This is a genomic window from Aeromicrobium sp. Leaf291 (assembly GCF_001423365.1).
Classification (GTDB): domain Bacteria; phylum Actinomycetota; class Actinomycetes; order Propionibacteriales; family Nocardioidaceae; genus Aeromicrobium.
Window position 1 is genome coordinate 126,563 of the sequence record NZ_LMNM01000003.1, and the last position, 22,818, is coordinate 149,380.

At 72.8% G+C, this 22,818-nt stretch carries 21 protein-coding genes; 4 read left to right on the forward strand and 17 right to left on the reverse strand.

Annotated features, from left to right (window positions below; all coding sequences use genetic code 11):
- Positions 1 to 8 precede the first annotated feature (8 nt).
- Entirely contained in the window at positions 9 to 1,229 is a 1,221-nt protein-coding gene (locus ASF35_RS14355; protein WP_055968857.1) for a hypothetical protein, read from the reverse strand.
- Positions 1,226 to 1,897 carry a hypothetical protein gene (locus ASF35_RS14360; protein ID WP_156368051.1) on the reverse strand — a complete coding sequence of 224 codons (672 nt, stop codon included), beginning with the start codon at positions 1,895 to 1,897 and terminating at the stop codon, positions 1,226 to 1,228. Before ASF35_RS14360 ends, ASF35_RS14355 begins: the two co-directional genes overlap by 4 nt.
- A 129-nt stretch (positions 1,898 to 2,026) precedes the next feature.
- On the opposite strand from ASF35_RS14360, the gene ASF35_RS14365 reads away from it, so the two are divergent.
- Positions 2,027 to 2,293, forward strand: coding sequence for a helix-turn-helix domain-containing protein (locus tag ASF35_RS14365; RefSeq protein ID WP_055968861.1), 267 nt, complete (start codon positions 2,027 to 2,029; stop codon positions 2,291 to 2,293).
- Between the two features lie 71 nt (positions 2,294 to 2,364).
- Here ASF35_RS14365 and ASF35_RS14370 read toward each other — a convergent pair whose 3' ends face one another.
- On the reverse strand, positions 2,365 to 2,862 hold the full coding sequence (locus tag ASF35_RS14370; RefSeq protein ID WP_055968863.1) for a hypothetical protein: 498 nt from the start codon (positions 2,860 to 2,862) through the stop codon (positions 2,365 to 2,367).
- 113 nt (positions 2,863 to 2,975) lie between these two features.
- On the opposite strand from ASF35_RS14370, the gene ASF35_RS14375 reads away from it, so the two are divergent.
- Both ASF35_RS14375 and ASF35_RS14380 read left to right on the forward strand, forming a co-directional pair.
- Positions 2,976 to 3,635, forward strand: a complete 660-nt coding sequence (locus ASF35_RS14375; RefSeq protein WP_055968865.1) for a LysM peptidoglycan-binding domain-containing protein — start codon at positions 2,976 to 2,978, stop codon at positions 3,633 to 3,635.
- Positions 3,632 to 4,123 carry an Rv3235 family protein gene (locus tag ASF35_RS14380; protein ID WP_055968867.1) on the forward strand — a complete coding sequence of 164 codons (492 nt, stop codon included), beginning with the start codon at positions 3,632 to 3,634 and terminating at the stop codon, positions 4,121 to 4,123. Before ASF35_RS14375 ends, ASF35_RS14380 begins: the two co-directional genes overlap by 4 nt.
- Positions 4,124 to 4,200: 77 nt before the next feature.
- Here the strand turns inward: ASF35_RS14380 and secA are convergent, their stop codons facing one another.
- From secA to ASF35_RS14435, 12 genes are all read right to left on the reverse strand, one after another.
- Positions 4,201 to 6,909, reverse strand: coding sequence for a preprotein translocase subunit SecA (gene secA / locus ASF35_RS14385; RefSeq protein WP_200931791.1), 2,709 nt, complete (start codon positions 6,907 to 6,909; stop codon positions 4,201 to 4,203).
- A gap of 109 nt (positions 6,910 to 7,018) precedes the next feature.
- Positions 7,019 to 8,224 carry a winged helix-turn-helix domain-containing protein gene (locus tag ASF35_RS14390; protein WP_235492859.1) on the reverse strand — a complete coding sequence of 402 codons (1,206 nt, stop codon included), beginning with the start codon at positions 8,222 to 8,224 and terminating at the stop codon, positions 7,019 to 7,021.
- A gap of 77 nt (positions 8,225 to 8,301) precedes the next feature.
- On the reverse strand, positions 8,302 to 8,967 hold the full coding sequence (locus ASF35_RS14395) for a response regulator transcription factor (RefSeq protein ID WP_235492860.1): 666 nt from the start codon (positions 8,965 to 8,967) through the stop codon (positions 8,302 to 8,304).
- 32 nt (positions 8,968 to 8,999) lie between these two features.
- On the reverse strand, positions 9,000 to 9,656 hold the full coding sequence (hpf, locus tag ASF35_RS14400) for a ribosome hibernation-promoting factor, HPF/YfiA family (protein WP_055968873.1): 657 nt from the start codon (positions 9,654 to 9,656) through the stop codon (positions 9,000 to 9,002).
- A gap of 30 nt (positions 9,657 to 9,686) precedes the next feature.
- Positions 9,687 to 10,454, reverse strand: a complete 768-nt coding sequence (locus tag ASF35_RS14405) for a ComF family protein (RefSeq protein WP_055968875.1) — start codon at positions 10,452 to 10,454, stop codon at positions 9,687 to 9,689.
- 85 nt (positions 10,455 to 10,539) lie between these two features.
- Positions 10,540 to 12,324 (reverse strand): GerMN domain-containing protein, encoded by a 1,785-nt coding sequence (locus ASF35_RS14410; RefSeq protein ID WP_055968877.1) that lies wholly within the window; start codon positions 12,322 to 12,324, stop codon positions 10,540 to 10,542.
- Positions 12,321 to 13,814, reverse strand: coding sequence for an MtrAB system histidine kinase MtrB (gene mtrB / locus ASF35_RS14415; protein WP_156366811.1), 1,494 nt, complete (start codon positions 13,812 to 13,814; stop codon positions 12,321 to 12,323). The genes ASF35_RS14410 and mtrB overlap by 4 nt, the downstream gene beginning before the upstream one ends.
- Before the next feature lie 91 nt (positions 13,815 to 13,905).
- Positions 13,906 to 14,598 carry an MtrAB system response regulator MtrA gene (gene mtrA, locus ASF35_RS14420; protein WP_055968881.1) on the reverse strand — a complete coding sequence of 231 codons (693 nt, stop codon included), beginning with the start codon at positions 14,596 to 14,598 and terminating at the stop codon, positions 13,906 to 13,908.
- 49 nt (positions 14,599 to 14,647) lie between these two features.
- Positions 14,648 to 16,090 carry an adenosylhomocysteinase gene (gene ahcY, locus ASF35_RS14425; RefSeq protein ID WP_055968883.1) on the reverse strand — a complete coding sequence of 481 codons (1,443 nt, stop codon included), beginning with the start codon at positions 16,088 to 16,090 and terminating at the stop codon, positions 14,648 to 14,650.
- A 42-nt stretch (positions 16,091 to 16,132) separates the two neighbouring features.
- A complete protein-coding gene (locus ASF35_RS17785) occupies positions 16,133 to 16,303 on the reverse strand; it encodes a Trm112 family protein (protein WP_082480477.1) in 171 nt (56 codons plus the stop codon).
- An 18-nt stretch (positions 16,304 to 16,321) separates the two neighbouring features.
- The gene (locus ASF35_RS14430) at positions 16,322 to 17,683 is read right to left on the reverse strand and encodes a phosphomannomutase/phosphoglucomutase (protein WP_055968886.1); all 1,362 of its coding nucleotides are present in this window, start codon (positions 17,681 to 17,683) and stop codon (positions 16,322 to 16,324) included.
- Positions 17,684 to 18,019 carry a DUF3499 domain-containing protein gene (locus ASF35_RS14435; RefSeq protein ID WP_055968889.1) on the reverse strand — a complete coding sequence of 112 codons (336 nt, stop codon included), beginning with the start codon at positions 18,017 to 18,019 and terminating at the stop codon, positions 17,684 to 17,686.
- Positions 18,020 to 18,068: 49 nt separating this feature from the next.
- Between ASF35_RS14435 and ASF35_RS18125 the strand changes: the two genes are divergently transcribed.
- The gene (locus ASF35_RS18125; RefSeq protein ID WP_156364657.1) at positions 18,069 to 18,518 is read left to right on the forward strand and encodes a metallopeptidase family protein; all 450 of its coding nucleotides are present in this window, start codon (positions 18,069 to 18,071) and stop codon (positions 18,516 to 18,518) included.
- Between the two features lie 36 nt (positions 18,519 to 18,554).
- Here ASF35_RS18125 and ASF35_RS14445 read toward each other — a convergent pair whose 3' ends face one another.
- Both ASF35_RS14445 and ASF35_RS14450 read right to left on the reverse strand, forming a co-directional pair.
- A complete protein-coding gene (locus ASF35_RS14445) occupies positions 18,555 to 19,976 on the reverse strand; it encodes a DUF5719 family protein (RefSeq protein WP_156368052.1) in 1,422 nt (473 codons plus the stop codon).
- The gene (locus tag ASF35_RS14450; protein ID WP_055968901.1) at positions 19,973 to 22,804 is read right to left on the reverse strand and encodes a glycosyltransferase family 2 protein; all 2,832 of its coding nucleotides are present in this window, start codon (positions 22,802 to 22,804) and stop codon (positions 19,973 to 19,975) included. Before ASF35_RS14450 ends, ASF35_RS14445 begins: the two co-directional genes overlap by 4 nt.
- Positions 22,805 to 22,818 lie beyond the last annotated feature (14 nt).

The following is a 22,818-nucleotide window of genomic DNA, read 5'->3' on the forward strand; positions in this document are numbered from 1 at the left end:
CACCGCCGTCACGGCGACACAGCGGCGTGCGTCACCCCCAGCACGTGCTGCGCGAGGTCGGAGACCGCGGCCACGAACGGCGAGCCGGAGGCCACCTCCCGCGCGGTGGCACCCCGGAGCGCGGCGGTGTCGAGGGTGGGGCCGTCCTGCGGCAGCAGGGCGACGGGCCGGGCGCCGGCCAGCCGGTGCACGGTGGAGGCCAGCTCCTCGGCACCCCAGCCGATGCCGGCGCGCACCTGGTTGAGCACGACGAGCGGGCGCACGACCCCGAGGTCGTCGAGGTCGTGCAGTCCCCTCACCAGACGCGTCAGGCCCACCGGGTCGGCCCGACCCACGGCGACGACGACGTCGGCGAGCTCGAGCAGGGCCGCCGTGGCCTGGTTGCGGCCCGCCCCGGCGACCCCCTCACCCGGCTCGAGGCAGAAGCCCACGTCGGCCACCACGACGTCGGTGGTGTCACGCAGCCGTTCGACCACGCGCTCGAGGGCGGCGCGTCGGACGTGGATCCACATGTCGGGCCTCGGGAGACCGGTGAGGACCGAGAGCGAGGGACGCAGGGCCTGGAGGTGCTCGCCCAGGTCCACGTCCCGGCCCTGGTTGGCCACGCGGCACGCGGCCATGAGGCCGGAGACCTCGTCGAGCAGTCCCAGCTGCTGCGCCTGGGCACCGCCGTAGGTGTCGGCGTCGACGAGCACGCACCGGGCGTCGTCGCGGCCCAGCTCGTCGGCGAGCGCCAGGGCGACCGCGCTGCGCCCCGGCGCGCCCGCGGGGCCCCACACCACCACCAGCGTGCCGCGTCGCCGCGAGGTGCTGCCGTCCGCGACGTCCGAAGGCCCGCCGGGCTCGACCGACGCAGGACCGGGTGCGAGGTCCTTGCCCGTGGCGGTCGCGGACACCTCGACGGCACGGACGGCGTCGAGGACGGCCGAGCCCGGGCCCACCACGTCGATGCCCAGGGCCTCGGCGCGATCCGTCGGTCCGAGCCCGACCAGGGTGACCCCCGCCGCCCGCACCGCTCGGACCGCCTCGAGGTCGAGGCCGGGGACGGACAGGTCGACCGCGGCCACCGAGACCCCACCCGCCTGAGCCACCGCGATCAGCTCCGCGACGTCGACGCACCGTCGCACGAGCACGAGGTCACGGGCCGACTCCAGCTCCCGCACGGCGTCGACCTCCCACCCCGCACCGGCGGCCGCGAGGACGACCCGACGGTGGGGCCTGCCGCTCATGCGCGACGCACGATCGTCACGTGGCGAGCGGTGAGGGCCGCGACGATCTCGCCGTCGAGGTCGAGCCCGGCCACGTCGACCAGCACGGTGCGCGTGCCACCGGCGCCGACGACGGCACCGTTCCTGACCACGGGAACGTCGGTGAGTGCGAGCGCGGCCTCGCCCGCCTCGGCACCGTCCTCGGGCGACGGTCCGACCCACACGTCGACCCGGTCGCCGATGCGCAGGTCGTCGGGCGCTGCGCCGAGCCGCACGGAGAGCGGCAGCTCGGTCGCACCTCCGGCGCCGTCGCGGGCCATCGCGGACCGCTCCACGAGCGCGCCGCCGCGTCCAGCGCGCGCCCACCTGAGGGACGCGAGGTCGGCAGGCAGCTCCTGGTCGGTGCGCAGGAAGGCGCCGGCGGCGCGCTCACCGAGACGCGCGCGCGACTCGACGAGGTCGGACCGCTCCACCGGGTCTCCCGCGGCGACGTCGCGACTCAACGCCCAGTAGGGCTCCGTGTCGTCGCCCGCTGCCACGACGTAGGCACCCAGCACGGTCGCGCCGAGCACGAGCAGCACGCCCAGCACCAGCCGAGGATCGCTCCACGGCTGCTGACGCACGCGCGCCGCTGCGCCCGTCCGTCCGGTCGTCCCGCCGCTCGATCGTGGCCCCCGCCAGTTCGCCATGGGCATGTTTGTACTGGGCGACGGCGTGGGCGTCCAGCCCTCGCTGTGGAGAACGGTCCCCCGTCCGGTCGTCCACAGGTCGGACGGCCGCGACTCGACGTGACACCGCAGCGTGGAAAACTGGGACCCATGTCCGATGGGTCTCCCCGCTTCCTCACCCTGGCCGACGTCGGCGAGGTGCTGAACGTGACGGTTCGACAGGTCTACGCCCTCGTGCGATCCGGGGAGCTCAAGGGGATCCAGATCGGTGGCCGCAACCAGTGGCGGGTCGAGAAGGACCAGCTGGAGGACTACATCCAGCGCCAGTACGCCCGCGCCGAGCAGGCCGTCGCCGACCTCGGCGAGGGCGATCTGGCCGACGCCGACCTGGCGAGCGACGACGACGCGACGGTCTGATCCCCGCCTTCCGGTCCCCGCCTTCCGGTCCCCGCCTTCCGATCCTCGCCCGTCGCCGGGCCGATCCGGTCTCAGCGCGGGACCGTGACGACCGCGAGCGCCTGCAGCGGCACCAGCAGGGTCCGTTCCGCGCTGCGGACCAGCACGCCCCCGTCGACCACCTGCTCCACTCGCGCACGCAGGCTGGAGCCGTCGACACGCACGAGCAGCACCTCGTCACCGTCGTCACGCATGCGGCGGAGCACGTGGCCCCACCCCAGTCGCGCGTCCACCGACGTGAGCGCCGGCGCGCGTCCGTCCGTGCGGACGCCCAGCACCGCAACCAGCGCGACCACGTGCTCCAGCCCCCCGGCGTCGAGACGAAGGAGCTGCTCGTTGACCAGCCCGACGGTCCCGCCGAGCCGACCTGCCCCGGCGACCTCGACCTCCACCTGACCGCCGAGCAGCTCGCGCCACGGCGTCCGTGACCACTCCTCGTCGCGCAGCTCGGCCACCATCGCGTCGCGCTCGACCAACGCGTCGTCGTCCGCGGCGGCCTCGAGGTCGGCGAAGAGTCGGTCCCAGCGCATGGCAGCACCGTAGCGCGGGCACGGGCGTCCGACCCCTGTGCAAGAACCCTTGACGACAGGACACGAACGACCTTCACTGTCATCAAACGTCGTCAAACGCAAGGAAACGACCGATGCGCCTGTCACGGACCGGCTTCGCCACCTGGAGCCTCGCCCTCACCTCGCTCGTCCTGCGCCTGCCGCACGTCCCCACCACCGTCGACCAACTCTCCTCGCCGTCGTTCCCCGTGGCCCTGGGCGCGCTCGTCGAGCTGGCCCTGCTCGCCGTCGCGACGTGGACGTCGCTGGCCCTGGGCGCGTGCGTCCTGGGCGGCGGTGCGGCCCGAGCCGCCGGACGTCTGGTCCCCCGCGCCCTGCGCGGCATCCTGCTCGCCGGGGTCGTCACCGGGTTCGGGATCGGCACCGCCCACGCCGGCGTCGACCATCCTCGTCCGGATCGGCAGACGACCGACCAGGGTGCCCTGCACCGGTCCGACACCGGGCACCGCACCACCGGTGTCGGACTCGACGGACTGTCGCTGCCCGACCGGCCGGTGCTCGTGGCCCCGGTCGAACCGTCGGCACCTCCGCCACAGGGACGCGAGATCGTGCTCGTCGCCCCCGGCGACACCCTCTGGTCCATCGCGGCACGCTCGCTCGGGCCCTCGGCCCACGACGGCGAGATCGCCGACGCGGCGAGGCGGTGGTACCTCGCGAACCTCGAGGTCATCGGCTCCGACCCCGACCTCATCCGTCCCGGCCAGCATCTGGTGGCCCCCGGAGGAGCAGCATGAGGGCCGCGACCGAGCTCCGGACCCCGGCGCGCTTCATCACCGACGAGGACGCGCTCCCCACCCAGCTGCCCCTGCCACTGCCCGGTTCACCCTCGTCCGTGGTCCCCGTCCCACGGACCCGCGACGGCGAGGAGCTCGCACGGCAGCTGCGCGCGCCGATCGCCCGCTTCATGCAGGGGCTCACCGAGGTGCTCTGCGGGGGCCGACCGGCCCGTCAGCTGTCGGCCTGGATGACGCCCGACGCCCACGCGGCCCTCGTCACGGCGCTGGCGGGCGAGCGCTCCGGACGACCCCGACGTCGCGACGAGCGCGCCGTCGGCGGACGCCTGGCGTCCGTCCACCTCAGCGTCGTGCACGCGGGCGCGGTCGAGGTCACCGGACGCATGGTGCACCGCGGGCGATCGCGGGCCGTCGCCCTGCGGCTGGAGCTCGTCACCTCGCCCCGCGGACGCCAGGTGTGGACCTGCACCGCCCTCGTCTGGGCCTAGGACCCGTCCTCGGGCCCTCGAGCCCGCGACCGGAGGAAGTCCTTGCTCGCCGGGCCCTCGGACCCGGCGAGCCCGGCTCAGCGGTTGCGCTTGCGGGACTGGCGCTGCGCCTTGGTCTTCTGGCGTGCCTTGGACTTCTGCTTGGCCTGACGCTGCTTGTCGGCAGCGGGGTCCTCGTCGTCGGCGCGGACCTCGACGTCCCCGTCCTCGGACGGCGCCGAGTAGGAGAGCTTCTGCTCCGCCTTCGGCTCCAGACCCTTGGCCTGGACGTGCGGGTGGTCGTGCGTCTCGTCGACGGCGCTCTCCTCCACCTGGACGTCGAGGTTGAACAGGAAGCCCACCGACTCCTCGGCGATGCTGTCCATCATGGCGCTGAACAGGTCGAAGCCCTCGCGCTGGTACTCCACGAGCGGGTCACGCTGCGAGTAGGCCCGCAGACCGATGCCCTCGCGCAGGTAGTCCATCTCGTACAGGTGCTCACGCCACTTGCGATCGAGCACGCTCAGCACCACACGGCGCTCCAGCTCACGGGTGACCGGAGCCCCGAGCTCCTCCTCGCGGCGCGCGTAGGCGGCGAGTGCGTCCTCGGTCATGGTCTCGACCAGGCCCTCGCGGGAGAGGTGCTCGCGTCCGCCGGCCTCCTCCTCGACCTCCTCCACGGTGCGGGAGACCGGGTAGAGCGTGCCGAGGGCGGTCCACAGCTGCTCGAGGTCCCACTGCTCGGGGAAGCCCTCGGTGGCGCCGTTGACGTAGCCGGTGACGGTGTCGGTGATCATCGTCGTGACCTGGTCCTGCAGGTCGGCGCCCTCGAGCACCTTGCGGCGCTCGCCGTAGATGACCTCGCGCTGACGGCTCATGACGTCGTCGTACTTGAGGATGTTCTTGCGGGTCTCGAAGTTCTGCGACTCGACCTGGCTCTGGGCCGAGGCGATCGCACCCGTGACGCGCTTGTTCTCGATGGGCACGTCGTCGGGGATCTTCATCGTCTGGAGCACCCAGTTGACCCAGTCGGCCTTGAACAGGCGCATCAGGTCGTCCTCGAGCGACAGGTAGAAGCGCGTCTCGCCCGGGTCGCCCTGACGGCCAGAACGTCCACGCAGCTGGTTGTCGATGCGGCGCGACTCGTGGCGCTCGGTGCCGATGACAGCAAGGCCGCCGGCGTCCGTGACGGCCTGCTTCTCCTCGGCGACCTGGGCCTCGATGCGCTCGAGCGTGGCCGGCCAGGCGGCGCTGTACTCCTCGGCGTTCTCGAGCGGGTCGAGACCCTGCTTGCGCAGGGCCGCGTCGGCCAGGAACTCGACGCTGCCGCCGAGCATGATGTCGGTACCTCGACCGGCCATGTTGGTGGCGACGGTGACCGCACCGCGGTGACCTGCGACGGCGACGATGGCCGCCTCACGCTCGTGCTGCTTGGCGTTCAGGACCTCGTGCGGGATGCCGCGCTTGCGCAGCAGCTTGGAGAGTCGCTCGCTCTTCTCGACGCTCGTGGTGCCGACGAGGATCGGCTGGCCGGTCGCGTGCCGCTCCGCGATGTCCTCCACGACGGCGTCGAACTTGGCCGCCTCCGTGCGGTAGACGAGGTCGGGCTGGTCGGCACGGGCCACGGGCTTGTTGGTGGGGATGGGCACCACGCCGAGCGAGTAGGTCTTGTCGAACTCGCTCGCCTCGGTCATGGCCGTACCGGTCATGCCGCCGAGCTTGTCGTACAGACGGAAGTAGTTCTGCAGCGTGATGGTCGCCAGGGTCTGGTACTCCTCGCGGATCCGCACACCCTCCTTGGCCTCGATGGCCTGGTGCAGACCCTCGTTGTAGCGACGTCCGTCGAGGATGCGGCCGGTGTGCTCGTCCACGATGATCACGTTGCCGTCGAGGACCACGTAGTCCTTGTCGAGCCGGAACAGCTCCTTGGCCTTGATGGCGTTGTTGAGGAAGCTGATGAGCGGGGTGTTCACCGCGTCGTAGAGGTTGTCGATTCCGAGCTGGTCCTCGACGCGGTCGATGCCCTCCTCGGTGACCGAGACGGTGCGCTTCTTCTCGTCGACCTCGTAGTGCACGTCGATGGTCATCGCGCCCACGATGCGCGCGAACTCGCCGTACCACTTCACCTCGTCCTCGGTGGGGCCGGAGATGATGAGCGGCGTGCGGGCCTCGTCGATGAGGATCGAGTCGACCTCGTCGACGATGGCGAAGTTGTGTCCGCGCTGGACGCAGGCCGCGATGTCGTCGGCCATGTTGTCGCGCAGGTAGTCGAAGCCGAACTCGTTGTTGGTGCCGTAGGTGATGTCGCACGCGTAGGCGTCGCGGCGCTCCGGCGGGGTCATGCTCGGCAGGATCATGCCGACGCTGAGCCCGAGGTAGGTGTAGACCCGCCCCATCCACTCGGCGTGGTACCGCGCGAGGTAGTCGTTGACCGTGATGACGTGCACGCCCTTGCCCGTGAGGGCGTTGAGGTAGCTGGGGAGCGTCGCGACGAGGGTCTTGCCCTCACCGGTCTTCATCTCCGCGATGTTGCCGAGGTGCAGCGCGGCGCCGCCCTGGACCTGCACGTCGAAGTGCCGCTGCCCGAGCACCCGGCTCGCGGCCTCGCGCACCGTGGCGAACGCCTCGGGCATCAGGTCGTCGAGGGTCTCGCCGTTGTCGAGGCGCTCACGGAACTCGGCGGTCATGCCGCGCAGCTCGTCCTCGCTCATCTCGCGGAACTCGTCCTCGAGCGCGTTGACCTGCTTGGAGATCGCGGCGAGCTGTCGCAGGATCTTGCCTTCGCCTGCGCGGAGGATCTTGTCGATGACCTTGGGCACGGTGGACGCACTCCTGAGTTGGTAAGTCGGGCTTCTCGCAGTCTATGCCGAGCGGCCTGACGTCCGGGGTCGGGTCGTGGACCCCGTCTCCGAACCACTACACCCGGTCGCGCAGCCCCTCGACGAGGTCGCCGCGGTGGCCGATCTCGATCGCGGTGAGACCGAGCCAGGCCGCCATGGTGCGCAGCTCCTCGGCGAGCTCGGCCGTGGTGTCGCCCGGCGCGCCGGCCTCGGCCCAGGCGCCGTGCACGACGAGCGTGCCGCGCGACCGGTCCGCCTTGAGGTCGACCCGGGCGACCAGGTCGTCGCCGAGCAGGAAGGGCAGCACGTAGTACCCGAACTCGCGCTGGGCCTCGGGCACGTAGATCTCGATGCGGTAGCGGAAGCCGAAGAGCCGCTCCGCACGCTCGCGCTCGAAGACGACCGGGTCGAACGGGCTGAGCAGGGCGCGTGCACGCACTGCGCGCGGCCGGACGGCCTCGTGGTGCAGCCAGGCCGGCCGGTCCCACCCCCGGACCTGGACCGGCAGCAGGACGCCGGCGTCGGCCAGGTCCTCGATGGCGGCCCGCGTGGGTTCGGGGGCGGAGCGGAAGTAGTCGCGCAGGCACGGGGCGGTGGCGACCCCGTGGGCCCGCGCCGCGTGCTCGACCATGACCCGGTGCGCCTCGGCCTCGTCGAGCGCGGGTCGCGCCAGCACCGCCGCGGGGATCACCCGCTCGGGCAGGTCGTACTGGCGCTCGAACTGCGCGGTGCGTCGCGCCGACGTGAGCTGCCCGGTGTGGAAGAGGTACTCGAGCGCGTTCTTCGTGGCCGACCAGTTCCAGCCCCAGTGGGACCGGTCCCGATCGGCCTCCTCGCCGACGGCGGCGTCGACCTGGCGAGCGGTGCGCGGGCCGTGCGCGGCCACGTGCTCCAGCACGGCGTCGACGAGGTCGGGCTGCTCCTGCGCCACGCGCTCGGGTCCGCCCCACAGACCGCGCCGGCCCGCCATGCGGTGCTGCATGGCCGGCCACAGGTCGACGTCGACGAAGGTCGCGACGTGCGCCCAGTACTCGAACATCGCGCGCGGTGCGCGCCCTGCCGCGCGATGGAAGACCTCGAGGTCGTACGGCCCGACGCGTGAGTACAGCGGCAGGTAGTGCGCCCGTTGCAGCACGTTCACCGAGTCGATCTGGAAGAAGCCCAGACGGCGCAGCGTCGAGACCAGGTGGCGCCGCTCGACCGCGTCGGGGCGGGGCCGCGTGAAGCCCTGCGCCGCGAGGGCGATCCGGCGGGCCTGCAGGGTCGAGAGTCGTTCGGTCACACCGTCGATCCTGCCCTGCCGCACGGACGGATCCTGCAGGAGCCGTCACCGCGGATCGACCACGACCCCGGGAACGCTCAGACCGAGTCGTCGAGCAGGTTGCTGCGCACCGCGTACATGGCTGCCTCCATGCGCGACTTCATCTGCAGCTTCTCGAGCATGTTGCGGATGTGGTTCTTGACCGTGTTCTCGCTGATGTAGAGCTCCTCGGCGATCTCGCGGTTGCTCAGCCCCTTCGCGACCAGCCGCAGCACCTGCAGCTCGCGCTGGGTCAGCTGCGCCGTGGCCGGCGCCGGGCTGCGCGACATCTGCACGAACTCGTCGAGCAGCTTGGTGGCCATGCTGGGGCTGATCAGCGACTGGCCCGCCGCCACGAGCCGGACGGCCTCGGCGACCTGGTCGTAGGTCGATCCGTCCTTGAGCAGGTACCCGGAGGCGCCGCTGCGGATCGACTCGTAGAGGTCGGACTCCTCGTCGCTGGCGGTCAGCATGATGATGCCGGTCGAGGGCGAGATGGCCTTGATCGCCTTGCAGACCTCGACCCCGGAGCGACCCGGCATGCGGACGTCGAGCAGGACCACGTCGGCCGGGGTCTCCTCCACCGCTGCGATGGCCTGGTCGCCGTCGCCGACCTCGACGAGCTCGAGGTCGGCGTCGGCGCTCAGCACCATCGACACGCCACGACGGAACAGCTCTTGGTCGTCGACGAGCAGCACGCGGATACGAGGTGCCCGAGAAGTCACTCCCGCATCATGCCACGCAGCGCGCGTTCGCGTCAGGGGGCGATCCCGCCCTCGATCGAGCCCGACTCGTCGACGTCGAGGTGGATGACGCCGTAGTCGTAGCCCTTGCGCAGGTACACGACGCTCGGACGCATCGAGTCCTTCTCGAGGAACAGGTAGAAGTCGTGACCGACCAGCTCCATCTCGTAGAGCGCCTGCTCGAGGGTCATGGGGACGCCGCTGTGCGTCTTCTCGCGCACCACGAGCGGGCAGTCGCCCTGGACCTCCACGCCGGCGATCGTGGTGGTCTCCACGTCGGGGTCGTCCTGGCTGCCGTCGAGCAGGTCGGTCGAGAGGTCGGCCGGCATCTCCGCGATCGAGGTGGGTCGACGCTTGCCGTGGCTGATCCGGCGGCGATCGGTCGCGCGACGCAGCTGCGCCTCCAGCTTGTCGATCGCCGAGTCGAGCGCCGAGTGCTGGTCGGTGGAGCTCGCCTCGGCCCGGACCGCCGGCCCTCTGGAGCGCAGGGTCATCTCGACGCGGGCGGCATGCTCGTGCTGACGAGGGTTCTTCTCGTGGGTGACCTCGACCTCGACGCGGTGGATCTTCTGGCGCTGGTCGTACTTCTCGATCCGGTGCAGCTTGTCCTGGACGTGCTCGCGGAATCGTTCGGAGATCTCGCTGTTCCGGCCGTTGACGACGATTTCCATGGAGGGCCTCCCTGCGCTCGGTCGTGCGTTTCACATATCAGTGACCGTAGACCGCCGGGGGCCCATATTCCAGAGGACGGCCGAGTTCGTCCCGAACGGCGGGTGTCCCCGCCCACGACCCCGGCCCTCGCGGACGTCGCTCGTGGTCGATCCGGGCGCCGGACGTGCTGTCACGACGGCGGCACCGAGCACACCGACGCCGTCGGAGACGAGCACGCGGACGGCCTCGGCCAGCGTGGCCCCCGTGGTGACGACGTCGTCGACGACCACCACGTCCGCACCACCGGTGAGGCGACGACGCGACCGTCGCAGCGCGCCGTCGAGATTCCCACGACGCTCCCGTGCAGCCAGGCCCACCTGGTCCCTCGGCTCCCGCTCGAAGGTCAGGGCGGGCACCACCGTCGACCGCAGCCCCACCGCCTCCAGGCGCCGCGAGGCCTCCTGCACCGCGCTCGTCAGCAGGTCACCACCGCGCCGACGTCGGCCGCGTCTGGTGGTCGGCACCGGCACCAGGCAGACGGCGGGACCCGGCTCCAGCGCGCACACGGACGCCGCGACGAGCGCACCGATCGTCGGGCCCAGCCGCGTGTGTCCGCCCCGCTTCCAGGCCAGCATCACGTCACGCAGCACACCCTCGTGCTCCCCGACCGCCACGACGGGGACCGGTCGGTCCGCGACCAGGCGCGGTCGCGGTGCGATCCTGCGCCGGCACGGTCCGCACAGGTCCACGGCCGGGCACCCGCAGCCCGCGCAGGCAGCGCCGAGCAGCAGGTCGGCCGCGGCGAGCAGAAGATCCACCCCACGAGCGTGGGCCGGCCAAGGACCTCGCACCAGGGGTGCCCCGCAAGGTGTGGACGAGGGGGACCACGACCCGTCGGCGGGGTCAGACCCCTGGGGACAGCGTGCTCACCGCTCCGACGCCGAGCCGCGTCCAGGTGGCTCCGGGCCCGAGGTACCAGAGCCTGTCGCGCCGGTCGACGGCCCAGCGCTGCTCCCCCGCGACCACGAGGGTCCGAGCACCGACGTCGGGCAGCACCGGCGCTCCGCCGGCCCCGCCACCCTCCAGCTCCGTGCCGTCGGCCATGCCCTCGAAGACCTGCCGCCCCAGGTCGGTGTCACCGAGGAACGCCAGGCGCGCTCCGTCGACCCAGGCCACCGAGGCCGGCCGGCCGACGTCCCATCGCAGCGCGACGGACGCACCGAGTCCCACCACGCGGTCGTCGGCGGACCGCTCCACCGCCCCGATGCGGACCAGGCCGCCCCCGCCGGTGCCGTCCTCCGCCCCCGGCCCGGAACCCCCGCCCGCTCCGTCTTCCGCCCCCGGCCCGGAACCCCCGCCCGCGGTCGTGATGGCGTACCGCGACCCGTCGGGCGAGAGGGCGAACGACGTGACGTCCAGCGACGCGAGCGCCGCCGACGGGATCGACCGCGTGGCGTCGGGCTCGACGACCCGCACCCGCGACCCGCCGCCGGGGCGGTCGACGACGACGAGGACGTCGTCGGGGAGCCACCGGGCCGAGACGAGGTCCGTCACCGCGACCTCCACACGGTCCTCGCCCGTGGTCCTGCGGACCACGAGCACGTCGCCCGAGCGGGACAGCGTGGCCACCCGCGACGGCCCCACGTCGATGGCGGCGGTCTCGTCCGGCTCGACGGCCCACGCCTCGGGCACCGGGCGGATCGTGGCACCCACGATCTCGACGACGCCGGCGTCCTCCCCGTCGAGCACGGCGAAGGGCCCCGACTCCACGGCGCGGGGCACGTACCGCCGCCACGACCCGACCGGCTGGACCCGCTGTCCCCGCGGTGTCAGCACGGTGGCGCCCGCCGAGACCCGCACACCGGTCACGTCGCGGACCTGGCTCAGCGTCCAGACCAGCTGTGCCGCCAGACGCCCCTGGTCGGCGACCGACAGCTGCGCGGCATCAGGCCCCAGGTCGACCTCGGCGACGCCCTCGGCGTCCACCGGGACCGACGGGCGCAGGTCGCCCAGGCCGGGCACGTAGGTCCGGAGCTGGGCGGTGGGGTCGGACGGACCCCGCGCCAGCGACGTCACGAGCGACGTCGCGAGCTGTTCACCCGCCGGCAGGTGCACCACCGAGGGCGCCAGACGCTCACCGGAGCGGTCGAAGAAGAACACCGGGAACGCCCGGTAGTAGTCGGTGTAGAACTTCTCGGTGACCAGCAGGCCCTCCGGTGGTGCCGAGATCCGCCACTCCCCGTCCACCTGCTGCAGGCCGAACGAGCGTCGTTCCCGAGTGGCGGCGGGCTCGACGCGACCGCGCGCGTCGAGGTCGAGCACCCCCCGTGCGGTCAGCTCCACCTGCATGCCGTCGTCGCGACGGTCCGCACGCACGGCGGACACCAGCGGGTCGCGGTAGACGTGCGTGGCGGCGGCCGGGTTCCAGCGCTCCGCCGCGCCCTGCGTGAGGTACTGCTCGGCCACACCGGTCGACGGCGGGAACGCGAGCATCGCGTCGAGGTAGCCGGAGACCACCTGCTGTGGCGTGGCGCCCGGGCTCGGCGGGGCCGGGGCGTAGCGCACCGTGCTCTGGCCGAGGTCGTCGTCCTCGCGGACCTGCTGCACGGTCCCGCCGGTCGGGATGCCCGAGCAGCCGGCCACGACCACCAGGACGGTCGCCGCGGCGACCAGCCGCAGGCCTCTCACGCGAAGACCCTGCGGACCACGGGCAGCGGCGCGACGGAACGTCTGGCCGGGTCGACGACGCGAGGGAGGGTCAGCACGAACTCGCTGCCCTCGCCCGCCCTGCCCCATGCCTGGAGGGTGCCACCGTGCAGCACGGCGTCCTCGCGCGAGATCGCCAGGCCAAGGCCGGTGCCGCCCTGGGTGCGCGCCGGATCGGCGCGCCAGAACCGGTCGAAGACCCGCAGGTTCTCGTCACCCTGCAGGCCCACGCCGAAGTCGCGGACCGCGAGCGAGACCGCGAACGCGTCCTGGGCGACCTCGATCTCGACGACGTCGGACCCGCTGTACTTCGCCGCGTTGGCGACGAGGTTGCGCACGATCCGGTCGATGCGGCGGATGTCGGCCTGCACCACCGCCGGACGATCTGCACCCACCGCACGGCCAACGATGCCGCCGCGCGCCAGGATCGGGTCCTCGGCCGCGGCGCGGGCCACCCGCGCGAGGTCGACGTCGGCGAGCTCGAGCTGCGCCGCTCCCGCGTCGAACCGGCTGAGGTCGAGCAGGTTCGACAGCAGCTCCTCGAACCGGTCCAGCTCCCGCTTGAGGAGCTCGGTCGAGCGAGCCGTCTGGGGGTCGAAGCGACGCCTTGCGTCGAACAGCACCTCGCTCGCCATCTGCACCGTCGTGAGCGGGGTGCGCAGCTCGTGGGAGACGTCGGAGACGAACCGCTGCTGCAGACGCGAGAGGTCCTCGAGACGTCGGATCTGGCTCTGCAGGCTGGCGGCCATCTGGTTGAACGACGTGGACAGCCGGGCGATGTCGTCCTCGCCACTCACGTGCATGCGCTGCTCGAGGCTGCCGGCGGCGTACCGCTCCGCGATGCGTCGGGCCAGCCGGACGGGCGTGAGGACCTGGCGCGACACGATGAAGGCGACCCCGCCGACCATGAGCACCATGGCCAGGCCGCCGAGCAGCAGCGCGTTGCGCACGAGCGACAGCGTCTGCTGCTGCTCGGAGAGGGAGAACAGGTAGAAGAGGGCGTAGGTGTCGCCCGTCCCCGGCGACCGCAGCTGGCTGCCGACCACCACGGCCGGGCTGGCGTCGGCACCCACGAGCGACAGCTCGGAGTAGCGCCAGAACACGCCCGGACCGTCCAGGACCTCCGCTCGCAGGTCCGTCGGCAGGGACCCCGGGGCGAGCTCGGCCGACGAGCGGACCGGCGGTGCCCCGCTGCCGGAGCCGAGCGGCCCCTCGAGCACGAGCTCGTAGGCACGGTTCTCGCTGTCGGTGTCGGTGACGGAGTCGACCAGCTGGGTCAGGGTGGGAGCCTGCGCCTGGGGCTGCGTCTCCACCGCCGCGTCGAGCTCGGCCTGGGCCTTCTCGAAACCCGTCCGGGCCTCGGCCACCGCGGTGTCGCTGCGGCTCTCGGTGAGACCGTCGGCGACCTGCTGCAGCAGCGCCCACCCCACGAGACCCACCACCAGCGCCACGAGCAGGACGGTGCTGGTCACCACCCGCGTCTGCAGCGAGCGACGCCAGAGCGAGGCGACCCGCCGGATCACGTGGCCCGCCGACGCCGGGTGGCCGGAGCCGGCGTCGTCGTCATGGCGCGATGGCCTGGTAGCCCACGCCGCGCACGGTGCGGATCACCTCGGGCGACTCGGCGTCGTCCTCGATCTTGGACCGCAGCCGGGTCATGTGGACGTTCACGAGCTTGGTGTCGCCCGGGTGGTGGTACCCCCACACGCGCTCGAGGAGCACCTCGCGGGTGAACACCTGCTCGGGGTTGCCCAGCAGGCACGCCAGCAGGTCGAACTCCAGCGGTGTCAGGTCGAGCGGACGTCCCTTGCGGCTCACGGTGTGGGCCGCCGGGTCGAGCACGATGTCGCCGAACTCGAGCACCTCGCCCACCGCATCGGTGCGACGCAGGCGCGCCCGCACCCGCGCCACCAGCTCGGTGTTCTTGAACGGCTTGGTGATGTAGTCGTCCGCCCCGGCCTCGAGACCGCGCACCACGTCGGGGGTGTCGGACTTGGCCGTGAGCATGATGATCGGCACGGCCGAGCCGGCACGGATCTGCCGACACACCTTCATGCCGTCCATGCCCGGCAGCATGAGGTCGAGCAGCACCACGTCGGGCTTGAACGCCCCGAAGGCCGTCATCACCTCGTCGCCGGACCGGCAGACGAGGGTCGTGAGCCCCTCGGCCTCGAGCACGATGGTCAGCATCTCGGCGAGCGACGCGTCGTCGTCGACGACGAGCACCCGGTCGCGCTTGCTGCGCCGGTAGCTCATCGACGCTCGACCGCCGTGTGCCGGACCATCGTGCTCGCTCTCACCACCCTCAGTAGCGGTAGAGGTCCGACTTGTACGGCCCCGCCACGTCGACGCCGAGGTACGCGGCCTGCTCCTTCGTGAGCTCGGTGAGCTCGACACCCAGGGCGTCGAGGTGCAGACGGGCGACCTCCTCGTCGAGGTGCTTGGGCAGCACGTGCACGCCCAGCTCGTACTGGTCGGCCTTCGTGAACAGCTCGACCTGCGCGAGCACCTGGTTGGTGAAGGAGTTGCTCATCACGAACGACGGGTGGCCGGTGGCGTTGCCGAGGTTGAGCAGGCGACCCTCCGAGAGCACGATGATCTTCTTGCCGTCGGGGAAGATCCACTGGTGGACCTGCGGCTTGATCTCGTCCTTGACGATGCCGGGGATCTTGGCCAGGCCCGCCATGTTGATCTCGTTGTCGAAGTGGCCGATGTTGCCGACGATGGCCTGGTTCTTCATCTTCTCGAAGTGCTCGACGGTGATGATGTCGAAGTTGCCCGTCGTGGTGATGAAGATGTCGGCCGTCTCGACGACGGACTCGAGACGCTTGACCTCGTAGCCGTCCATCGCGGCCTGGAGGGCGCAGATGGGGTCGATCTCGGTGACGATGACGCGCGCACCCTGGCCGCGCAGCGACTCCGCCGAGCCCTTGCCGACGTCGCCGTAGCCGCACACGACCGCGACCTTGCCGCCGATCATCACGTCGGTGGCGCGGTTGATGCCGTCGATGAGCGAGTGGCGGCAGCCGTACTTGTTGTCGAACTTGCTCTTGGTGACCGAGTCGTTGACGTTGATCGCCGGGAAGAGCAGCGTGCCCTCGCGGAAGCGGTCGTAGAGGCGCAGCACGCCGGTGGTGGTCTCCTCCGAGACGCCCTTCACGAGCGGCGCGCGGTTCGTCCAGCGCTTGGGGTCGTTCTCGAGCGAGCGGGCCAGGACGCGCAGCACCTCCTTGAACTCCTCGTTGTCGGTGGAGTCCTGCGGCGGCACGGCGCCGACCTTCTCGTACTCGACGCCGAGGTGCAGCAGCATCGTGATGTCGCCACCGTCGTCGAGGAGCATGTTCGGTCCGCCCACCTCGCCGTCAACACCGGGGAAGTCGAAGACCTTCTCGGCCTCGTCCCAGTACTCGGCGAGGCTCTCGCCCTTCCAGGCGAAGACCGGGACGCCCTGCGGGTCGTCCGGCGTGCCGTGGGGGCCGACGACGACCGCAGCGGCCGCGTGGTCCTGGGTGGAGAAGATGTTGCAGGTGGCCCAGCGGATGTCGGCACCCAGGTCGGCCAGGGTCTCGATCAGCACGGCGGTCTGGACCGTCATGTGCAGGGAACCGGCGATGCGGGCGCCCGCGAGGGGCTTCTTGTCCCCGAAGCGCTCGCGCATGGCCATCAGGCCCGGCATCTCGTGCTCGGCGAGCTCGATCTCCTTGCGTCCGAACTCGGCGAGCGACAGGTCTGCGACGTTGAAATCCATGTCGCCCAGGATACCCGGCCCGCCCCTGGTCCGTGGGGGGAGTCAGGAGAGAGCGCGCGCTTCCTCGACCAGCATCACCGGGATGTCGTCACGGACGGGGTAGGCGAGGCTGCAGGCCTGACACACCAGCTCCGACGCGTCGTGGTCGACGAACAGCGACGACCGGCACTGCGGGCAGACCAGGATCTCCAGGAGTGCGGGGTCGAGGATCATGCGTCCACTCTAGAGGGCTCAGGACCGGATCGCGGCGAGCACCTCGTCGCGCACCCGTCCCATGGTGGCCTCGTCGGCACCCTCGACGTTGAGCCGCAGCAGCGGCTCGGTGTTGGAGGCCCGCACGTTGAACCACCAGTCGGCGGCGGTGACCGTCAGGCCGTCGAGTCGGTCCTGATCGTGGTCGGCGTACGCGCGGACGAGTCGTTCGATCACGGCGTCCGCGTCGTCGACCCGACTGTTGATCTCGCCCGACGCGCTGTAGCGGGAGTACTCCGCCATGAGGGCGCTGACCGTGGAGTCGGTCTCGGCCAGGGCGGCCAGGACGTGCAGCGCCGCCAGCATCCCGGAGTCGGCGAGGTAGAACTCGCGGAAGTAGAAGTGCCCGGAGTGCTCGCCGCCGAAGACCGCGCCGGTGCGGGCCATCTCCGCCTTGATCAGCGAGTGCCCGACGGGCGTCCGGACGGGCACTCCCCCGCGCTCGGTGACGATCTCGGGGACGGCCCGCGAGCAGATGACGTTGTGCAGGATGGTGGCGCCGGGCTCGAGGAGCAGGTGGCGCGAGGCCACGAGCGCCGTGATGGCGGACGGCGCGACGACGTCGCCGTGCTCGTCGATCACGAAGCAGCGGTCGGCGTCCCCGTCGAACGCCAGGCCGAGGTCGGCCCCGTGCTCACGGACCGCGGCCTGCAGGTCCACCAGGGTGGTGTGGTCGAGCGGGTTGGCCTCGTGGTTCGGGAAGGTGCCGTCGAGCTCGAGGTACAGACCGATCACCTCGAGGTCGAGGCGGCCCAGCACGGCGGGGACCGTGTGCCCGGCCATGCCGTTGCCGGCATCCACCACGACCTTCAGCCGACGGCCCTCGACCGGCGCCAGGCGCAGCAGGGTGTCGGCGTAGGTGGTCAGGAACTCCAGCGTCTCGACCGTGCCGACCGGTGCCGGCACGGCGGACTTCTCGCGCTCGAGCAGCGGACCGGCCGCCTCGGCCATGGCCGCCAGGCCGGTGGACAGACCGATCGGTCGCGCGCCCGCACGGCACAGCTTGAGACCGTTGTCGGCCGCAGGGTTGTGGCTGGCGGTGACCATGATGCCCGGGACGTCGAGCACGCCGGACGCGCAGTACAGCATGTCGGTGGAGGCGAGCCCGATGTCGACGACGTCAGCCCCGCGCGACCGGATCCCGTCGGCGACCGCCCGGACGACGTCGGGCGAGGAGGCCCGCATGTCGCGGCCGACCACGGCGCGTCCCCCGCCGTCCGCGATGCCGACCTCGTCGGCGAAGGCCTCGCCCAGCGCCCGCGCGATCGTGGTGTCGAGCTGGTCGGGGACCCGACCACGGACGTCGTAGGCCTTGACGACAGGGCGCAGCCGTGCGTGCATTCAGTCCTCGTTCGGTGGGGGGACCAGGGTCAGTCCCGGTGGTCCCGGTGCAGGGCGCGGACGTCGGCGGCCCACCTCGCGCACCGCGTCGGCGAGCGCCAGGAGGTCGTCGTGGCTCGGGCGCACCGTGGACGGGTCGGGTGCGAGCCGCAGCACGCTCCAGCCGTTGGGCGCGGACAACCGGGCTGAGTGGGCCTCGCACAGGTCGTAGGTGTGCGGCTCCGCCGCCGTGGCCAGCGGGCCGAGCACCGCGGTCTGGTCGGCGTAGACATAGGTCAGCGTCGCCACAGCCGGCTGGGAGCACGCGGACCGCGTGCAGCGTCGAACAGCACCCACCCGCCGAGCGTAGCCGTGTGATCGGCCTCCGGGCCGTTAGGCTCTCGGTGTGGCGGGACGTCTGCAGCACCTCGGCGGGGCGGTGAGCGGACCCCGGCCCGGTCGGATGCGGGCGCGCCGACGCGCTGCACGCGGGCCACTCGCCCTGCCCGGCCCGTTGTCACCGGCGAGCGTCCCGGCCCATCGGACGCCCCGCGAGGAGTTCGACCACCTGGTCGCCGGTGTGCTCGCGCCGCTCGAGAAGCACTTCGACGCCGAGCCCGACGAGGTCGAGGTCGTCGTCGAGGACGTCCCCCTGCTGCCGGCCGACTGGACCGACGAGGTGCCGCTGAGCAACCTGTCGCGACGCGGCGACGTGGCCCTCGTGGTGCTCTACCGCCGACCGCTCACCGACCGCTGCACGAGCCGGGTCGAGCTCGAGGACCGGGTCTGGGACGTCGTCCTGCACCGTCTCGCCGAGGTCTGGCAGGTCTCCCCCGACGACCTCGATCCTCGCTGACCACGACGACCGGCACGGCCGGGTCGTGGGCGGGGCTCAGGGCGCCGGTCGGACCCGTGGTGCGAGGACGTCCGTCGGGGCAGCGGTCAGCGCCAGGCTCGCTCTCCGGTCGCCGTCGCTGAACTGCGCCGCGCCCACCACGCCCCCGGTCGAGCGGACCACGAGCGACGTCACGCCGTCGAGGTCGAGCTCGTCGTCGGGGTCCACCCCGATCGTCGTGCCCGCGGGGACCGCGACCTCGGCACGCGACACCACCTCGAGGTCGGCGTCGCGGGCCTCGAGGACGACTCGTCGGTCCACGTCGGCGCCAGGGGCGCTGAGCACGAGCTCGGGCACGCCGAGGCCTCCCTTGACCGGCACGACCGCCGGGCCGGTCCACGGTCCGACCGCCTCAGTCGTCGCCGTGTCGTCACCGGTCGGGGACACCGAGGCCGTCGCGACGACCGGGGTGTCGGCGACCAGGCGGAGGGCGACGCGTCCCGACCCCGCGCTGCGCGGGACCTCGACCGACACGACCCGCCCGGCCCCGACCTTCACCTCGCCCAGGCCCTCGGGGACGAACGCACCGTCCGATCCCAGCACCTCGACCGCGACACGGGCCGTCGACCCCGACGGGTTGAGCACGTGGAGCGTGCGGCCGCGTTCCCCGGGCGGGAGCCCGGCCACCACGAGACGGCGCGCGGGCTCGGGTGCCGGGCTCACGAGCTCCGAGCCCTGCGAGGCGCCCGTGGAGGTGTCGAGCACGGAGACCGCGACGGCGCCTCGACGACGGGAGACGTGCACCCCGAGGTCGGGCTCGCCCGCCGCGAGGTCGGCCAGGGGCACCGTCCGGGTGTCGCCCGGCTCGACGACGAGACCGTCTCCGCCCACCGCGTCGACGGGGCCGTCCGCCGACCACAGCGACACGTCGACGACGGCCGGGGTGTCGGCGAGGTTCGTCAGCACGAGGTCGCTCAGGTGGCGCTGACCCGACCCGAGCCCGGCGTACCAGGCGTCGGCGACGACGCCCTGGCACCGGCCGACGACGAGACCCTCGCCCTGGTCCTCGTCGAGGGTCCCGGAGACGAAGCCGACCGCGCCGGACCCCGTGCCGCGCTGCGTGACGACGAGCGCGGCGGCGTCGTCGCCCAGCACGTCGTCGAGCTCCGAGCGGACCCAGCTCCGCGGGTCGGCGGCACCGTCGACGGCGGCGCCACCGGGCAGCGCTCGAGCCGAGGTCGAGGATCCGGCGTCGACCTGGCCCGTCGCGAGGTCGGGCGCACCGGTGCAGGCGTAGGTGGTCTCGCTCGCGGGCACCGGGCGCGGCGCCTCGGTGGACCCGGGCGCGGCGGGCGCGAGCCCTGCCGCGACGACCAGGCCCACCGCGATCACCGGCAGCAGGGCGAGGGCGAGCCAGCGACCACCGCCGGGTGCGGGTCGAGATCGCGATCCACCGCGCACGCGTGTTCCGTCACTCATGCCCGGACCTCCTCGGCGTCGTCCTCGAGCGTGCTCTCGCGGCGCCGGACCGGTGCGGTGAGCACGATGGCGAGGAGCCACAGCACGAGCTGACCGCCGGCGACCCACGGCCGCCACGGCACCCCGTCGACGGCGGGCGGAGCGGCCGGCTCCACCATCGTCCAGACGCGCGACGTCGGCGCGTCGCTGCCCGAGGGCTCCAGCAGGGGTGCGGCGTCGAGGGCTCGGGCCACGTCGGCGTCCACGTCGGGGGCGTACACCGCGTCGATGCCCAGGGCGCCCAGCCGCCGGATCCCGTCGGCACCCGGCGCCGACAGCACCGACTCCACCGCTGCCGTGAGGTCCGCCGTGGAGCGCTCGGACGGTCGCAGGCCCTCCTCGCCGATCACGGGCCCCTCGCCGCGGACGACCGAGACCAGGACCCCCTCGGCCGTCGAGCCGGAGACGACCAGCGTGTCACCGGGACGCTCCGTGAGGAAGGCCGGGACGCTGTCGGGACGCGCCCGGTCGATCGGGTCGGCGACACCGCGGGCCACCCACCAGACCCCCGTGCCGACGGGCAGGACCAGCGCGACGACCAGGACCGCGACCCCTGCGCTCCGGCTCCGGTCGGCCATCAGGGTCGGCACGCCGACCAGTGCGGCCGTGCCGAGCGCCAGGACGACGGCCCCGACCGGGACGCCGACCCACGGCTGCACCGGGACCGGGCTTCCCGGGACGGCACCGTCCACGACGACGCCGACGACCGCGACCGCCAGGGCCAGCAGTCCGAGCACCCAGCACACCCCGGCGACCGAGCGCGTGGCCCGCGGCAGGAGCGCGAGGACCGCCAGGACGACGAGCCCCGCCCCGAGCCAGAGGGGCGCCTGCTCCGGCGAGCCCGCCCGGCCGACGACGAGTCCGAGCGCGGTCCGCCACCCGGGCCCGGCGCCGGGAAGGAGCTCGCCGCTCTCCCACCACCACAGCATCGGGTGCAGCACCCGGGTGAGCAGCCACGGGCCCACCAGGACCACGGCGACCGCCATGCCGATCAGCGCCGGTCGGGCGAGCCTGCGGTCGACCAGCAGCAGGACCCCGAGACCGAGGACGGCCAGCAGGAGCACCACGGGGGCGAAGGCCGTGCCCACGGCCACCCAGATCCCCCACCGCAGGGCCGTGCGACGCGGTGCCTCCCCGTGATCGGCCAGCTGCAGCGTCGTGGTGACCACGACGGGCAGCACCACGAGGGCGACGACCGTGCCGAGCCGACCCTCGGAGACCGCTCCGGTGGCGACGACCGTCAGCGCGTAGCCGACCGCCCAGACGATCCGCAGCCTGCGGTGGTCGGTGAGGCGCCGTCCCAGACGGTGGGCCGTGAGCCCGGCCAGGGGGACGGCCAGCAGCAGGAGCGGTCCGACGACGAGCCCCGGCGCGAACCACACGGGCGTGGAGGCGAGGGCCAGCAGCAGCACCGTCGTGGGCACCGGGTCGGTGCTGCCCAGGCCGACGTCGTGGCTGCGCTCGAACCAGATCCGCCACCACTCCCCCGCCGAGCCGGGGGTGGCACCGAGCGCCCCACCGGTGAGCGAGCTCCCCGCCGGCCCGACGAAGAGCCCCCGGGCGGCCAGGAGCGAGAGGAGCACGAGCACCGACACCGTGACGAGCCAGGGCCTCCGCCTCCACAGCGACGGTCCGTCGTCGAGGGGCGCGTCGCCGACGCCCTCGTCGGCCGTGGACCGGCGTCCCGTCGTCTCGACGGACTCGGGTCGCACGAGCGCCACGACCGCGTCGCGCGCGGCGTCGTACCCGTGCCGGTAGGGCAGCCAGAACGGCGCGAACAGGTGTCGGACCTCCCGGTCGTCGCGGCGGGCGGTGCCGATCCGGCTCCGCCGGGCGTCGCGCAGCCGGCCGGGGTGTGCGTAGACGGAGACCAGCGCCTGCAGCTCGTCGCCGGCCGCCTCGGGGTCGCGGGCGACGAGGAGACCCAGCGTGCGCAGGAGGGTCCCGGCCAGCAGCCGGAGGTACTGCCACCAGAACCGGCGACCGGACACGTTCGCGAGCTGCACGTGGAGCGCTGCCCGTCGCTGCTCCCAGGGCTCGACGTCGCCCGCCACCCGGCGCCGGGTCCCGCGACGCGAGGCCTCAGCGTGGAAGAGGACGGCCCGCGGGGCGATCCGGGTGCGGTACCCGGCCCGTGCCACGCGCCAGCCGAGGTCGACGTCGTCGAAGTACAGAGGGAGCTCGGCGTCGAGCCCGCCCAGCTCGTCCCACACGTCGCGACGCACGAGCATGCCGGCGGTGTTGACCGCGAGCACGTCGCGCGGCCAGTCGTGCTGGCCGGCGTCGGGCTCACCCGTCTCCAGCCCGGTCTCCCTGGCACCGGTGGACGTGACGGTCAGACCCACCTCGACGAGGCGCCGCAGGGACGGCCACTCGCGGATCTTGGGACCGACCACGGCGATGTCGTCGGCCGTGGTGGCCTCGTCGAGGAGGGCGGCCAGCGTGTCGGGACGCACCGCCGCGTCGTCGTGCAGGAGCCAGATCCAGTCCGTGCGCGGCATGGCCGAGACCGCCCGGTGGACGGCCTCGCCGAAGCCGGTCCCGGCCGGCGCGTAGGTGATGCGGTCCGCACCGAACGAGGAGCGAACCAGGTCGGCCCCGTCGTCGGTGGAGCTGACGTCGACGACCCGCCACAGGGTCGGGTCGTGCTCGAGGGCGGCGAAGGAGGCCAGCACCTGCGGGAGCCACCGGGCTCCGTTGTGGGTGACGAGGACCGCCCCCACCGTCGGAGGCGACGATCGCCAGGCGGGGACGACAGGTGCCTCGTCGTCGGTACCGGGCTCGTCCATGCCCGCCAACCTAG